Source organism: Streptomyces sp. NPDC044063 (assembly GCF_056434285.1).
This window is the reverse complement of sequence record NZ_JBWKFM010000006.1, coordinates 114,153-128,692: the sequence shown is the minus strand read 5'-3', so window position 1 is coordinate 128,692 and position 14,540 is coordinate 114,153. Positions and strand designations below refer to the sequence as shown.

General features: G+C 73.7%; 13 protein-coding genes. 7 read left to right on the top strand and 6 right to left on the bottom strand.

The genetic code is table 11. The annotated features are described in order from the left end of the window. The first annotated feature begins 46 nt into the window (after window positions 1-46). Complete coding sequence (locus AC07BS_RS10455) at window positions 47-1,171, top strand: TDT family transporter (RefSeq protein WP_478644745.1); 1,125 nt, start codon at window positions 47-49, stop codon at window positions 1,169-1,171. Here the strand turns inward: AC07BS_RS10455 and AC07BS_RS10450 are convergent. From AC07BS_RS10450 to AC07BS_RS10440, 3 genes are read right to left on the bottom strand one after another with little or no spacing between them, the layout of a single operon-like run. Beyond that, window positions 1,098-1,838, bottom strand: a complete 741-nt coding sequence (locus AC07BS_RS10450) for a helical backbone metal receptor (protein ID WP_478931498.1) — start codon at window positions 1,836-1,838, stop codon at window positions 1,098-1,100. The two genes, AC07BS_RS10455 and AC07BS_RS10450, sit on opposite strands and share 74 nt — an antisense overlap. A 31-nt stretch (window positions 1,839-1,869) precedes the next feature. Next, window positions 1,870-3,678 carry an ABC transporter permease/substrate binding protein gene (locus tag AC07BS_RS10445; protein ID WP_478644743.1) on the bottom strand — a complete coding sequence of 603 codons (1,809 nt, stop codon included), beginning with the start codon at window positions 3,676-3,678 and terminating at the stop codon, window positions 1,870-1,872. Then, the gene (locus AC07BS_RS10440) at window positions 3,671-4,795 is read right to left on the bottom strand and encodes a quaternary amine ABC transporter ATP-binding protein (RefSeq protein WP_478644740.1); all 1,125 of its coding nucleotides are present in this window, start codon (window positions 4,793-4,795) and stop codon (window positions 3,671-3,673) included. The genes AC07BS_RS10445 and AC07BS_RS10440 overlap by 8 nt, the downstream gene beginning before the upstream one ends. Before the next feature lie 172 nt (window positions 4,796-4,967). Here AC07BS_RS10440 and AC07BS_RS10435 point away from each other — a divergent pair, with 172 nt between their 5' ends. From AC07BS_RS10435 to AC07BS_RS10425, 3 genes are all read left to right on the top strand, one after another. Beyond that, window positions 4,968-5,873 (top strand): 5'-3' exonuclease, encoded by a 906-nt coding sequence (locus tag AC07BS_RS10435; protein WP_478645078.1) that lies wholly within the window; start codon window positions 4,968-4,970, stop codon window positions 5,871-5,873. A 56-nt stretch (window positions 5,874-5,929) separates the two neighbouring features. Next, complete coding sequence (locus AC07BS_RS10430) at window positions 5,930-6,790, top strand: siderophore-interacting protein (protein ID WP_478644738.1); 861 nt, start codon at window positions 5,930-5,932, stop codon at window positions 6,788-6,790. A gap of 166 nt (window positions 6,791-6,956) precedes the next feature. Further along, a complete protein-coding gene (locus AC07BS_RS10425; RefSeq protein ID WP_478644736.1) occupies window positions 6,957-7,589 on the top strand; it encodes a hypothetical protein in 633 nt (210 codons plus the stop codon). Window positions 7,590-7,620: 31 nt separating this feature from the next. Here AC07BS_RS10425 and AC07BS_RS10420 read toward each other — a convergent pair whose 3' ends face one another. The 3 genes from AC07BS_RS10420 to AC07BS_RS10410 all read right to left on the bottom strand — a co-directional run bounded on the left by AC07BS_RS10420 (window position 7,621) and on the right by AC07BS_RS10410 (window position 10,796). Further along, window positions 7,621-8,337, bottom strand: a complete 717-nt coding sequence (locus tag AC07BS_RS10420) for a gamma-glutamyl-gamma-aminobutyrate hydrolase family protein (protein ID WP_478644735.1) — start codon at window positions 8,335-8,337, stop codon at window positions 7,621-7,623. A 137-nt stretch (window positions 8,338-8,474) separates the two neighbouring features. After that, window positions 8,475-9,938 carry an ethanolamine permease gene (gene eat, locus AC07BS_RS10415; RefSeq protein WP_478931382.1) on the bottom strand — a complete coding sequence of 488 codons (1,464 nt, stop codon included), beginning with the start codon at window positions 9,936-9,938 and terminating at the stop codon, window positions 8,475-8,477. Between the two features lie 135 nt (window positions 9,939-10,073). Then, window positions 10,074-10,796 (bottom strand): FadR/GntR family transcriptional regulator, encoded by a 723-nt coding sequence (locus tag AC07BS_RS10410; RefSeq protein ID WP_478644732.1) that lies wholly within the window; start codon window positions 10,794-10,796, stop codon window positions 10,074-10,076. A 73-nt stretch (window positions 10,797-10,869) separates the two neighbouring features. On the opposite strand from AC07BS_RS10410, the gene AC07BS_RS10405 reads away from it, so the two are divergent. The 3 genes from AC07BS_RS10405 to AC07BS_RS10395 are packed head-to-tail and all read left to right on the top strand — an operon-like array spanning window position 10,870 to window position 14,437. Then, entirely contained in the window at window positions 10,870-12,237 is a 1,368-nt protein-coding gene (locus AC07BS_RS10405) for a glutamine synthetase family protein (protein WP_478931380.1), read from the top strand. An 11-nt stretch (window positions 12,238-12,248) separates the two neighbouring features. Beyond that, window positions 12,249-13,634 (top strand): aldehyde dehydrogenase family protein, encoded by a 1,386-nt coding sequence (locus tag AC07BS_RS10400; protein ID WP_478644730.1) that lies wholly within the window; start codon window positions 12,249-12,251, stop codon window positions 13,632-13,634. Next, window positions 13,631-14,437, top strand: a complete 807-nt coding sequence (locus tag AC07BS_RS10395; protein WP_478644729.1) for a 3-oxoacyl-ACP reductase — start codon at window positions 13,631-13,633, stop codon at window positions 14,435-14,437. Before AC07BS_RS10400 ends, AC07BS_RS10395 begins: the two co-directional genes overlap by 4 nt. Window positions 14,438-14,540 lie beyond the last annotated feature (103 nt).

The window sequence follows — 14,540 nt, the reverse complement described above, 5'->3', positions numbered from 1 at the left end:
CACATCGTCCCTGGTGAGGGGCGTATGCGGGGGTGAGGGTGGGACCATGAGCACGGAAAGCCACCCCACCCCCCTCCGCCACCTGGGCCCCAACTGGTACGCGACCGTCATGGGCACCGCGATCGTCGCCTCCGCCGGGGCCGCCCTGCCCGTCCGCCTCCCCGGGCTGCGCGGGGCCTGCGAGGCGGTGTGGGCCCTGGCCGCGCTGCTCCTGATCGCCCTGCTCGCGGCCCGCGCCGGCCACTGGGCGCGCCACCCCGACCAGGCCCGGCGGCACCTCGGCGACCCGGCGGTCGCCCCCTTCTACGGTTGTCTGGCGATGGCTCTGCTCGCCGTCGGCGGGGCCACCCTCTCGGTGGGTTCCGGGGTGATCGGCGAGCGCGCGGCGGTGGCCGCCGACGCCGTGCTGTGGGTGGTGGGCACCGGGACCGGGCTCGTCGCGGCGGCGGGCATCCCGTACCTGATGGTCACCCGGCACCGGATAGCCCCCGGCGACGCCTCGCCGGTGTGGCTGCTGCCGGTGGTGGCGCCGATGGTCTCCGCGGCGCTCGGCCCCGCCCTCGTACCGCACCTGCCCGCGGGGCAGTGGCGGGAGGCGCTGCTGCTGGGCTGCTACGCGCTGTTCGGGGCGAGCCTGCTGGCCACGCTGGTCATCCTGCCCGCCGTGGTCGCGCGCCTGATCCACCACGGTCCGCTGCCGCTCGCGCTGACCCCCACGCTCTTCCTGGTGCTCGGCCCGCTGGGCCAGTCCACCACCGCGACCGGCAACCTCGCCGACGTCGCGCCGGTCGCCGCCGGGCAGCCGTACGCCGGGGCGGCGGCGGCCTTCGCGGTGCTCTACGGCGTCCCCGTCATGGGCTTCGCCCTGCTGTGGCTCGTCCTGGCGACGGCCATGGTGGTCCGCGCCGCGCGGTCCGGCATGGGTTTCGCGATGACCTGGTGGGCCTTCACCTTCCCCGTGGGCACGTGCGTCACCGGTGCGGCGGGCCTGGCCCGGCACACCGGGCTGACCGCCCTGACCTGGGCGGCGGTGGCGCTGTACGCGCTGCTGGTCACCGCGTGGGCCGTCGCGGCGGCCCGGACGGCGGCCGGGCTGCTCAGCGGCCGGCTGCTCGCAGCGCCGCGTCCAGCACCGACGGTGCTTCCGTCAGCGATGGCCCGTACCACGTGAGGTGACGACCGCTCACGAGCGCGTACGGCAGGCCGGGGAACGACTCCGGCCCGTCGTCGTGCGTGAAGCGGTACGGCTCGTCGGGCAGGACGACGAGGTCGGCTCCGCAGGCGTTGAGCTCGTCGAGGGGGACGCGGGGGTAGCGCTCGGGGTGCCGGGCGTGGACGGTGGTGACGCCGAGGCGGGCCAGCACGTCGCCGGCGAAGGTGTCCCGGCCGAGCACCATCCAGGGCCTGCGCCACACGGGCACCACGGCCCGCGCCACGGGCTCGCTCGTCCGCACCGCCCGCCAGGCGTCGCGCGCGTCGTCGAGCCAGCGGGGCCGGGCCAGCCCGCAGCCGCGCACCAGGACCCGTTCCAGCTCGGTGAAGGCCGCGTCGAGCGTGCGTACTTCGGTGACGAGCACGTCCAGTCCGGCGGCGCGCAGCGCGCCGAGGTCGGGGGCGCGGTTCTCCTCCTCGTTGGCGAGGACGAGGTCGGGGGCGAGGGCGACGATCCGTGCGACGTCGGGGTTCTTGGTGCCGCCGATCCGGACGACGTCGAGCCCGGCCGGGTGGTCGCACCAGTCGGTGGCGCCCACGAGCAGGCCGGGCTCGGTCATGGCCACGGCCTCGGTGAGCGAGGGGACCAGGGAGACGACTCGGCGTACGGCGGGGCGGCCGCTCAGCGGGCTCACCGCCCCACCGTACGCCCGTTCGTCAGGTGGTGACAGGTGCCATCCGGTCGGCGAAGCCCGGGTGGGCGTCGAGCCAGTGGCGGGCGGACTCCTTCTCCTTGCCCTTGCCGCCCTTCTGGATCTCGGCCTCCAGGGAGGAGAGGTCCTTCTCGGACATCCTGAAGCCCTTCACCCAGCGGGCGATCTCCGGGAAGTCGGCGGTGAAGTCCTTCTTGCCGACCGTGTGGATGCTCTCGCCCCGGCCCCAGGCCCCCTTGGGGTCCTTGAGCTTCTTCAGGTCGTACGTCCCGTAGGCCCAGTGCGGGGACCACAGGGTGGTGACGATGGGCTGCTTCTTCTTCAGCGCCCGGTCGAGCTCGGCGAGCATGGTGGAGGTGGAGGACGAGACGACCTTGTACTCGCCGTCGAGGCCGTACTCCTTGAGCACGGCGTCGTTCAGCTTGCCCATCATGCCGGCGCTGGACTCGATGCCGACGATCTTCCCGCCGAACTCCGCGCCCCGGCCCTTGAGGTCGGCCAGGGAGTCGACGCCCTTGACGTACGAGGGCACGGTCAGCTCCAGCGAGGTGGGGCCGTACCAGGAGCCGAGGTCGGTGAGCCGGTCGCCGTAGCGGTCCATGTACTGCTGGTGGGTGGTGGGCAGCCAGGAGTCGAACTGGACGTCCATCTGGCCCTGGGCGAGCGCGGTGTAGAGCGGGCCCGGGTCGAGCTGCTTGACGTCGGGCTTGTAGCCGCGGTCCTCCAGGACGTTCTGCCAGAGGTAGGTGGCGGCGACCGCCTCGTCCCACGGGAAGTAGCCGAGGCGGACCTGCTTGCCGTGGCCGACGTCCTTGCCCGCGGCCACGTTCGCCGTGTCGCCGCCCTGGGCGACGCGCATCCCGCCCGCGACGAGCGCGAGGGCGACGATGCCGACGGTGGCGACGGCGGTGCCGGGCCGGTAACGCAGGACCCTGGGGAGGGCGCCGCGCGCGGAGGCGGCGGCCTTGGCCGAGGCGCGGCGGCCGAGCGGGGAGACCCGCCGGCCGAGGGCGCCGGTCATCCGGTCCAGGTACATGGCGAGGACGACGACCGCGACGCCGCTCTCCACACCGCCGCCGATGTCGACCTTGGTGACGGCCGAGTACACGGCCTCGCCGAGGCCGCCCGCGCCCGCCATGCCGGCGATGACGACCATGGACAGCGCCAGCATGATGACCTGGTTGACGCCCGCCATGAGGGTGGGCAGCGCCAGCGGCAGCTGGACGCGCAGCAGGGTGTCGCGGGGCGTGGTGCCGAAGGCCTCGGCGGCCTCGACGAGCTCGCCGTCCACCTGGCGGATGCCCAGCTCGGTCATCCGGACGCCGGGCGGCATCGAGAAGACGATGGTGGCGATCAGGCCAGGGACGGGCCCGATCGAGAAGAACATCACGCCCGGGATCAGGTAGACGAAGGCGGGCATCGTCTGCATGACGTCCAGGACCGGCCGCAGCGCCGCGCTCACCCGGCGGTCGCGGGCCGCCCAGACGCCGAGCGGGACGGCCACGAGCAGGGTGATGAGGCTGGCGACGAGGACGAGCGACAGCGTCGACATCGCCTCGTCCCACAGCCCGAAGGAGTCGACGAGCGCGAGCCCGGCGAAGGCGGCGGCGCCGGCGAACAGGCCGCGCAGCCACCAGGCGACGACCGCGAGGATGCCGGCCATGAGCAGCGGGTGGGGCGCGCCGAGCACGGCGCCCACGCCGTCGTAGAGGCCGGTCAGGACGGTGTTGACGGCGTCGAAGAACCAGGAGAGGTGGGACTGGAGCCAGTTCACGGCGCTCTCGGCCCAGCCGCCGAGGTCGATGCTAGGCACGGGCGGTCACCTCCGCCCCGGTCGCCGGCCGGCCGGGCAGGGCGCCGCCCTCCGGTACGGGGTCCGTCCGGTCCGTCCGGTCCGTCCGGTCCGGCTGGTCGGCCAGCGCGGCCAGCAGCCGGTCGCGGGTGACGACGCCGGTCGTCTCCCCGTCCTCGCCGGTGACGACGACCGGGGAGCCGCTGCGCGAGAAGGGCGTGAACAGCTCGGCCACGGGCGTGTCGGCGCTCACCGAGGCCGCGTCCGCCGGCACCCCGGTCCGGGCGGCCGTCGCCGTCCCGTCCATGATCGAACCGGCGGTGAGCACCCGGGAACGGTCGACGTCCTGGATGAAGGAGGCGACGTAGTCGTTCGCCGGGCGGACGAGGATGTCCTCGGCCGTGCCGTTCTGCACGATCCGGCCGTCGCGCATGACCGCGATGCGGTCGCCCAGGCGCATGGCCTCGTTGAGGTCGTGGGTGATGAAGACGATGGTCTTCTTCAGCCGCTTCTGCAGGTCCAGCAGCTGGTCCTGCATGTCGCGGCGGATCAGCGGGTCGAGGGCGCTGAAGGACTCGTCCATCAGCAGCAGGTCGGCGTCGGTGGCCAGCGCGCGGGCCAGGCCGACGCGCTGCTGCATGCCGCCGGACAGCTCGTCGGGCCAGGAGGTCTCCCAGCCGGCGAGCCCGGCCAGCTCCAGGGCCTCGGCCGCCCGCTCCTCGCGCTCGCGGCGCGGCACGCCGCGCACCTCCAGCCCGTAGGCGGCGTTCTCCAGGACGCTGCGGTGGGGGAAGAGGGCGAAGTGCTGGAAGACCATGCTGATGTTGCGGGACCGTACGTCGCGCAGCTCGGCCGGGGACAGGGCGGTCAGATCGCGCCCGTCGTAACGGATGCTGCCGGAGGTCGGCTCCAGCAGCCCGTTGAGCATGCGCAGCAGCGTGGACTTGCCGGAACCGGAGAGCCCCATCACCACGAAGATCTGGCCGGCCTCGACCTCGAACGACGCGTCGATCACCGCCGCGGTGGTGCCGTCGGCGCGCAGCTCGTCGCGGCTCGCTCCGTTCCGGAGCCGCCGGACGGCGGCCTCGGGTCGTCTGCCGAACACCTTGTACACGTGCTCGGCCTGCAGCCTGGACACATAAACCTCTCGGGTAGAACTCGGTCGCCGGCGCGCCTCCCCCACGGCCGGTCCACTCCGGCGTCGCGCCTGCCCGAGGTCATTCAGGGCAAACCGAACCGTGATCCACTTCACATTCCGTCCGGGGGATGTCGGTGGGGTGCGGCATGATCGGGGCGTGACCCGACGCCTGATGCTTCTCGACACCGCCTCCCTGTACTTCCGCGCCTATTTCGGGGTGCCGGAATCGGTGAAGGCGCCCGACGGCACGCCCGTGAACGCGGTGCGCGGCCTGCTGGACTTCATCGCCCGCCTGGTCCAGGACCACCGGCCGGACGACCTCGTGGCCTGCATGGACGCCGACTGGCGCCCCCAGTGGCGGGTGGACCTGATCCCCTCGTACAAGGCGCACCGGGTGGCCGAGGAGACCGCGGTGGGCCCCGACGAGGAGGAGGTGCCCGACACCCTCTCCCCGCAGGTGCCGGTGATCGAGGCGGTGCTCGACGCGATCGGCATCGCGCGCGTGGGGGCCACGGGGTACGAGGCCGACGACGTGATCGGCACCCTGGCCGGCCGCGCCCCGGGCCCGGTCGACATCGTCACCGGCGACCGTGACCTCTACCAGCTCGTCGACGACCGGCGCGGGGTGCGGGTGCTCTACCCCGTCAAGGGCGTGGGCACGCTCCACGCCGTGGACGAGGCGGCGCTGCGCGAGAAGTACGGGGTGGACGGGCCCGGCTACGCCGATCTGGCGCTGCTGCGCGGCGACCCCAGCGACGGGCTGCCGGGGGTGCCCGGCATCGGCGAGAAGACGGCCGCGAAGCTGCTGGCCTCCTTCGGCGATCTGGCCGGGATCATGGCGGCGGTCGAGGACCCGGCGGCGAGGATCAGCCCGGCGCAGCGCAAGCGGCTGGCCGAGGCGGGCCCGTATCTGGCGGTGGCGCCCACGGTGGTCCGGGTCGCCACGGACGTCCCGCTGGCCCCCTTCGACGCGGCGCTCCCGGGCGAGCCCCGGGACCCCGAGGTGCTGGAGGCGCTGGCGGAGCGCTGGGGACTGGGCGGCTCGCTGCAGCGGCTGCTCTCCACGCTCGGCGGCTAGATGTTAGGTTAGGCAGACCTAACTTATCGTGATCAGGGGATCAGGGGAGACACGCCATGGCAGACCGTCCCGTCCGCAAACCGAAGCCGATCACCCTGGCGCGGGTGATCCGCACCGAGCGGCCGGCGCCGCACATGGTGCGGGTGGTCCTGGGCGGCGAGCAGCTCGCGGAATTCGGTGCCGGCGACCGCACCGACCACTACGTCAAGCTGCTCTTCCCCGTGCCGGGCGTCACCTACCCCGAGCCCTTCGACATGGAGGCCGTCCGCCGGGACCTGCCGCGCGAGCAGTGGCCCCGGACCCGGACGTACACCGTGCGCTCCTTCGACCGCGCGGCCCGCGAGCTGGTGATCGACTTCGTCGTCCACGGCGACGAGGGCCTCGCTGGCCCCTGGGCGGCGGGCGCGCGGCCCGGCGACGAGATCCGCATGCTCGGCCCCGGCGGCGGATACGCCCCGGACCCCGCCGCCGACTGGCACCTGCTGGCCGGCGACGAGAGCGCGCTGCCCGCGATCGCCGCCTCGCTGGAGGCCATGCCCGAGGGCGCGCTCGTGCACGCTTTCGTGGAGGTCGCCGACGCGGACGAGGAGCAGAAGCTGGAGCTGCCCGCCGGCGTCGAGGTCACCTGGCTGCACCGCGGCGCGGCGCCCGTGGGCGAGGCCCTGGTCGCCGCCGTGCGGGGGCTGGACTTCCCGGCCGGTGACGTCCACGCCTTCGTGCACGGCGAGGCCGGTTTCGTGAAGGAGCTGCGCAGCCATCTGCGCCTGGAGCGCGAGGTCCCGCGCGAGCGGCTGTCGATCTCGGGCTACTGGCGGCGCGGCCACGACGAGGACGGCTGGCAGGCGTCCAAGCGCGAGTGGAACCAGCAGGTCGAGGCGGAGCAGGAGACCGGCGAGGGGCCGGCCGCGGCGGCCTGACCGGGCACCGGGACGCGTCAGGGTGGCCCGCTGGAACGATTCAGCGGGTCGCCGGGCCGATCCGGTGGTGTCCGGTCGCCTCCGGGCAAGCACGCCGCTCCGGGCGGGCGCGCCGGTGGCCTCCCGGGCGGGCCCGGGGGATGATCCTTCTCGATATCCTCCCCGCATGAACCCTGCCCGGACTTCCCTGGCGGCCCTGACCGCGGCGGCCCTCGTCCTCACGGGTGCGGCCGGCGCGGCGGCGGACCCGTCCCTGACCGACTCCGAGAGCTCGATATCGAGCGGAGCCCCCACCCAGCGGGGCCGCGAGGTGGTCTTCACCGTGACCACGGGCCGGACGACACTCGACGACCACGACGGCTATCTGACCGTCGAATCCCCGGCGTTCGTCAAGAAGCTGACGCTGAAGGAGAAGCGTTTCCGCGAGGGCAAGAACGGCGAGCTGTACACCAAGGTCGCGGGCATGGTCCTGTGCGACATCGAGCCGGGCACCTACCCCGTCGACCTCAAGGACGGCGGCGAGGAGGAGCCGGCGGACTCCGTCGAACTGACGGTCGTCGCCGAGATGGACCCCGGCAACCGCGATTTCTGCGCCGGCCCCGCCGACTACGACTCCGCCGTCGACAGGACCAGCGAGACGGCTCCGGACGAGGACGAGGACGACGACAGCGGCGTCTCCCTCGGCGAGCTCGCCGCCGTCATCGCCGGCACCGCAGCGCTGGCCGCGGGCCTCGCCGCGACGGCGACCTACCTGATCACCCGCCGGCGCCGGCGCGGCGGGCCGGACCAGGAGAGCTGACGATCCGGCACCTCCTGTCCTGGACCGCCCCTCACCGTTCCCCCGCCGCCGCCACCAGGGCCTCGGCCAGGCGCAGGTCGTCGTGGGCCTCCGGGTGCCACTGGACGCCCAGGGCGAAGCCGGCGCCGGGACGTTCGAGGGCCTCGACGGTGCCGTCGTCCGCGTGGGCCGAGGGGACGAGGCCCGCGCCCGGGCGGGCCACCGCCTGGTGGTGATGGGTGGCCACGTCGACCGGGTCCGGCAGCAGGCGGGCGGTCAGGGTGCCCGGGACCGGCTTGACGGTGTGGTCCACGAAGACGCCCGGCTCGGGGTTGTGGCCGTCGTGGCCCACCGTGTCCGGCAGGTGCTGGACGAGCGTGCCGCCCGCGTGGACGTTCATCAGCTGCATGCCGCGGCAGATGCCGAGGACCGGGACGCCCCCGTCGAGGGCCGCGGCCAGCAGGGCCAGTTCCCAGCGGTCGCGCTCCGGCACGGGCGCGCCCGCGCGGGGGTGGGGCTCCTCGCCGTAGAGGGCCGGGTCCAGGTCCTCGCCGCCCGCGAGGATCAGGCCGTCCAGCCGGGCGACCACCGCGGCGGCCGCCGCCGGGTCGTCCGGCGGCAGCATCACCGCCAGGCCGCCGGACCGCTGGACGTACGTGGGGTACGCGGTGGGGAGCAGGGCCGCGGGCAGGTCCCAGGCCACCCCCCAGCGCGCGCGGGTGGAGTAGGTGGTGACGCCGATCAGCGGCGGCCGTGAGGCTGCGGTCAACGGTGGTGTCCTTTCCGTCCGGTGGGCGGCCCCGTCCGGTGGGCCTGCCCGGGGGTCCTGCCGGTCAATCGCGTGAGGGCGTTCGCGTGAGGGCGTTCGCGTGAGGTCGTTCGCATGGGGGCGTTCGCGCGAGGGCGTCAGTCGCGTTCCAGTTCCGCCTCCGCCCGCGCCAGCGCCGCGAACTCCTCCTCCGGCGCGTTCGCGACCAGCCGGTGCCGGCTGTAGAGGGCGAAGTACGCGGCCGCGACCGCGTAGACCCCCAGGGCGATCAGCGCCGCGGTCACGTCCACCAGGAAGGTGGCCACCAGCGCCGCGCAGGCCAGCAGGAAGGCGGTGGTCGAGGTCACGACGCCGCCCGGGGTGCGGTAGGGGCGGGCCAGGCCGGGTTCGCGGCGGCGCAGCACGATGTGGGAGAGCGACATCAGGGCGTACGAGATGGTGGCGCCGAAGACGGCGACGTCGAGCATGCGCGCCCCGTCGCCGCTGGCCGCGGCCAGGGCGAAGCCGAGGGTGCCGGGCACGACGAGGCCGAGCCAGGGGGCCTTGCGGCGGCTGGTCAGGGAGAGGAAGCGGGGGAGGTAGCCGGCCCGGGAGAGGGCGAAGAGCTGGCGGGAGCCGGCGTAGATGAGGGAGAAGAAGGAGGCCACCAGGCCGGCGAGCCCGGCGTAGTTGACGACGCGGGCGAGGGCGTGGCCGTGGCCGCCGGTCTCCAGCGCGGCCACCAGGGGGTTGCCCGCGTCCTTCAGGGCGTCCGCGCCGCCCGCGCCGGTGGCGGCCAGGAAGGTGACCAGGGCGAGGACCAGCAGGATGCCCATCGAGGTGGCCATGGCCCTCGGCAGGGTGCGGGCCGGGTCGCGGGTCTCCTCGGCGGCCAGCGGCACGCCCTCGACGCCGAGGAAGAACCACATGCCGAAGGGGAACGCGGCCCAGATGCCCAGCAGTCCGAACGGCAGCCACGACGAGGACCCGAAGGCGTCCGGGTCGGCCGGGATGTCGTGGAGGCGGGCGGCGTCGAAGCCGGTGAACGCGCCCGCGGCGAAGACGGCGAGCGCGGCCACCGCCACCCCCGTCACCACGAAGCTGAACCGCAGCGCCTCGCCGACGCCCCACAGGTGGATGCCGATGAAGACGACGAAGCAGGCGAGGTACACGGGCCAGCCGGAGGTGAGGCCGAACAGGTGCAGGGACTCGACGTAGTCGCCGATGAAGAGGGAGATGGCGGCGGGCGCGAGCACGTACTCGACGAGGATGGCGGTGCCGGTGAGGAAGCCGCCCCAGGGGCCCAGGGCGCGGCGCGCGAAGCCGTAGCCGCCGCCCGCCGTGGGCAGCACGGCGGCCAGCTCGGCCAGGGCGAAGACCATGCAGGTGTACATCAGGCCCATGAGGGCCGCGGCGACGGCGAGGCCGCCGAAGCCGCCGTGGGCGAGGCCGAGGTTCCAGCCGGAGTAGTCGCCGGAGACGACGTAGGCCACGCCCAGGCCGGTCAGCAGGAGCGTTCCGGCGCTGCCCCTGCGCAGGGTGCGCCGTTCGAGGTAGTCCGGGGTGTCGCCGGCCGGGGTCGCGGCGGGCGGTGCGCTGGGGGAGTCCGTGCGATCGGCCATGAAGCCGCTCCTGCCTGGAGGATGCCGGGGCAAAGGTTTTGCGCCATACCTTTGCCCCGGCGGCGGCCGGAAGGCAACCCCTCTGCGTTAAACCCGGGTTACCGATCCGGCCGCGAGTCCGCGGAAACCGGGACGCTACGTCAGGAACCCGCGCAGCAGCGCCGCCGTGCCGCAGCAGTGCTCGCGCATCACCTCGCGCGCCCCCTCCGCGTCCCGGTCCAGCACGGCCTCCACGAGCGCGGCGTGCTGCCGCTGGGAGTGCTCCAGGTTGCGGACGAGCAGCGGGATGCCGTCCAGCAGGTCGTTGACCGTGGCGCGGACGGCGGCGTACTGCGCGGCGAGCGTCGGCGAGCCGGACAGCTCGGCCAGCGTCAGGTGGAGCAGGGTGTCCTGGCGGCGGTACTCCGCCAGCGGCGCGTCGTGGGTGGCGGCCAGGGCGGCGCGCAGCCGTCGTGCCTGGTCGCCGGCCAGGCCGTGCGCCGCGCACAGTCCGGCGGCGCCGACCTCCAGCACCTCGCGGAAGCGCAGGACGTCCTCCACGTCCACGGCCGCGACGCGGCGCCGCAGTTCCTCCTCGCCCGCCGACTCGGTCCTGGGCAGGACGAACGTGCCGCCGTAGCGCCCGCGCCGGCTCTCCACCAGGCCCTGGTCCTGGAGCACCTTGAGCACCTCGCGCAGCGTCACCCGGCTGATGTGCAACCGCTCGGCCAACTCGCGCTCGGCGGGCAGTCGTTCCCCCTCGGGCACCAGGCCCAGCCGCACGATCTGGAGTATCCGCTGGAGCGCCTCCTCGAATCCGTTGCCCGCCCGGACCGGTCGCAGCACCGGCGAGAGCCGGTCCGTCGCACGCTCGTTCATCCCGCCCCCTTCCCAATCAATGGTCTACGGCCCTACCTTAAGACCTCCCGTCGCACCGACAGGAGGCCCAACCGTGGCAGACCGCACGCCCCCGCTCACGGTCGACGAGCTGCGCCGGCTCGTGGACACCGGGGAGATCGACACCGTCGTCCTCGCCTTCACGGACATGCAGGGACGACTCCAGGGGAAGCGGTTCGCCGCCCGGTTCTTCCTCGACGACGTCCTCGAGCACGGCACCGAGGGCTGCAACTACCTTCTCGCGGTGGACGTCGACCTCAACACCGTCGACGGCTACGCCATGGCGTCCTGGGAGCGCGGCTACGGAGACTTCGCCCTGCTCGGCGACCCGTCCACCCTGCGCCGCACCCCCTGGAACCCCGGCACCGCCCTGATGACCGCGGACCTCGCCTGGCACGACGGCAGCCCCGTCGCCGCCTCCCCGCGCCAGATCCTGCGCCGCCAGCTCGACCGCCTCGCCGAGCGCGGCTGGAGCGCCCACGTGGGCACCGAACTGGAGTTCATCGTCTTCCGGGACACCTACGAGACCGCCTGGAACCGCGGCTACCGCGACCTGACCCCCGCCAACCAGTACAACAGCGACTACTCCGTCCTCGGCACCGGCCGCGTCGAGCCCCTGCTGCGCCGCATCCGCAACGAGATGGGCGCCGCCGGCATGACCGTCGAGTCCGCCAAGGGCGAGTGCAACCTCGGCCAGCACGAGATCGCCTTCCGCTACGACGAGGCGCTGACCACCTGCGACCAGCACGTCGTCTACAAGACCGGCGCCAAGGAGATCGCCGCCCAGGAGGGCATGGCGCTCACCTTCATGGCCAAGTTCAACGAGCGCGAAGGCAACTCCTGCCACATCCACCTCTCCCTGCGCGACGAGGCCGGCCGGCCCGTCCTGGCCGACGACACGGGCCCGTACGGCATGTCGGCGACCATGCGGCACTTCCTCGCCGGCCAGCTCGCCGCCCTGCGCGACTTCACCCTCCTCTACGCCCCCAACATCAACTCCTACAAACGGTTCCGGCCCGGCTCCTTCGCCCCCACCGCCGTCGCCTGGGGCCCCGACAACCGCACCTGCGCCCTGCGCGTCATCGGCCACGGCGCCTCCCACCGCTTCGAGAACCGGCTGCCCGGCGGCGACGTGAACCCCTACCTCGCCGTCGCCGGCATGATCGCCGCCGGGCTGTACGGCGTCGAGCACGAGCTGGAGCCGCCCGAGGCGTGCACCGGCAACGCCTACACCGCCGGCGCCGCACACGTCCCCGCCACCCTGCGCGAGGCCGCCGAGCTGTGGGAACGCAGCCCGATAGCGCGGGCCGCCTTCGGCGACGAGGTCGTCGAGCACTACCTGAACATGGCGCGTGTCGAGCAGGACGCCTACGACACCGCCGTCACGGACTGGGAGCGCTTCCGCTCCTTCGAGCGGATGTGAGGAACCGCGCCGTGGACATCACCACCACCTCGGACATCGTCAACCCGGCGACCGAAGAGGTCGTCGCCACCGTCCCCGACACCGGCCGCGAGGACGTCGCCCGTGCCGTCGCCCGCGCCGCGCGGGCCCAGACGGCCTGGGCCGCCCTCGCCCCCGGCGATCGCGCCCGGCAGCTCCGTCGCTTCGCCGACCTGGTCGACGCCCACGTCGACGAGCTCGCCGGCCTGGAGGTCATGGAGGCCGGCCACCCCGTCGGCAACGCCCGCTGGGAGGCGGGCAACGTCCGCGACCTGCTGGAGTACGCGGCCGGGGGAGTGGAGCGGCTGACGGGCGCCCAGATCCCGGTGCCCGGCGGCCTCGACGTCACCTTCCACGAACCGCTCGGCGTCGTCGCCGTCATCGCCCCGTGGAACTTCCCCATGCCCATCGCGGCCTGGGGCGTCGCCCCCGCCCTCGCCGCCGGCAACGCCGTCCTCCTCAAACCCGCCGAGACCACCCCGCTGACCGCCCTGCGGCTGGCCGGGCTGGCCCTGGAGTCCGGGCTGCCCGAGGACCTCTTCCAGGTCCTGCCCGGCGCCGGCCCGGTCACGGGCGCCGCGCTCGTCGAACACCCCGGCGTCGCAAAGGTCGTCTTCACCGGCTCCACCGCCGTCGGCCAGCAGATCATGGCCAAGTGCGCCGACGGTGTGAAGCGCGTGACCCTCGAACTCGGCGGCAAGAGCCCCAACATCGTCTTCGCCGACGCCGACATCGAACGGGCCGCCGCGGCCGCCCCCGGCTCCTTCCTCGACAACACCGGCCAGGACTGCTGCGCCCGCAGCCGCATCCTCGTCCAGCGCTCCGTGTACGACCGCTTCATGGAGCTGCTGGAGCCGGCCGTCAAGGCCTACACCGCCGGTGACCCCCACGACCCCGGCACCCGGATGGGCCCCCTGATCTCGGCGGCGCACCGCGAGCGCGTCCGGGCGTACGTGCCCGAGTCGGCGCCCGCCGCCATCCGCGGCGAGGTGCCCGCGGGCAAGGGCTTCTGGTACCCGGCCACCGTCCTGGAGGGCCGCCCCGGGGACCGCACGGCCGTCGAGGAGATCTTCGGTCCCGTCGCCGTCGTCATCCCCTTCGAGGACGAGGCCGAGGCGGTACGGATCGCCAACGCCACCGACTACGGCCTGTCCGGCTCGATCTGGACCCGGGACGTCTCGCGCGCCCTGCGGGTCTCGCGGGCCGTCGCCGCCGGCAACCTCTCCGTCAACTCCCACAGCAGCGTCCGCTACTGGACGCCGTTCGGCGGCTTCAAGCGGTCCGGCCTCGGCCGGGAGCTGGGCCCCGGGGCCGTGTCCGCCTTCACCGAGACCAAGAACGTCTTCATCGCCGTCGACCCCTCCGAGGAGACCCCGTGACCGACCAGACCCTCCCCGCGCCCGCGGCGGCCCCCGTCTGCCGCCGGCTCGTCGGCCGTACCGCCGTCGTGACCGGGGCCGGCAGCGGCATCGGCCTGGCCACCGCCCGCCGGCTCGCCTCCGAGGGCGCCGACGTGGTGTGCGCCGACATCGACGAGAACGCCGGCAAGGCCGCGGCCGCCGAGGTGGGCGGACTCTTCGTCAAGGTGGACGTCACCAGCCCGGAGGAGGTCGAGGCGCTGTTCAGGACGGCCTACGACACCTACGGCTCGGTCGACGTGGCCTTCAACAACGCCGGCATCTCGCCGCCCGACGACGACTCCATCCTCACCACCGGCCTCGAGGCCTGGAAGCGCGTCCAGGAGGTCAACCTCACCTCCGTCTACCTCTGCTGCAAGGCCGCGCTGCCCTATATGCGGCGGCAGGGCAAGGGCTCCATCATCAACACGGCCTCGTTCGTGGCCGTGATGGGCGCCGCCACCTCCCAGATCAGCTACACCGCCTCCAAGGGCGGCGTGCTGGCGATGTCCCGCGAGCTGGGCGTGCAGTTCGCCCGCGAGGGCATCCGGGTCAACGCCCTGTGCCCGGGGCCGGTGAACACCCCGCTGCTGAAGGAGCTCTTCGCCAAGGACCCCGAGCGCGCCGCCCGCCGCCTGGTGCACGTGCCCGTCGGCCGGTTCGCCGAGCCGGAGGAGATCGCGGCCGCCGTCGCCTTCCTGGCCAGCGACGACTCGTCGTTCGTCAACGCCGCCGAGTTCCTCGTGGACGGCGGTATCGCAGGGGCGTACGTCACGCCGCTCTAGGCGTCCTTCCGGCGCGACCCCGCTGTAGGGTCCATGATCAAAAGCCCGGTGCCGGTCCGCGGACCGGCACCGGCGTGCCGTCCTACCCCCGCTACGCACCAAA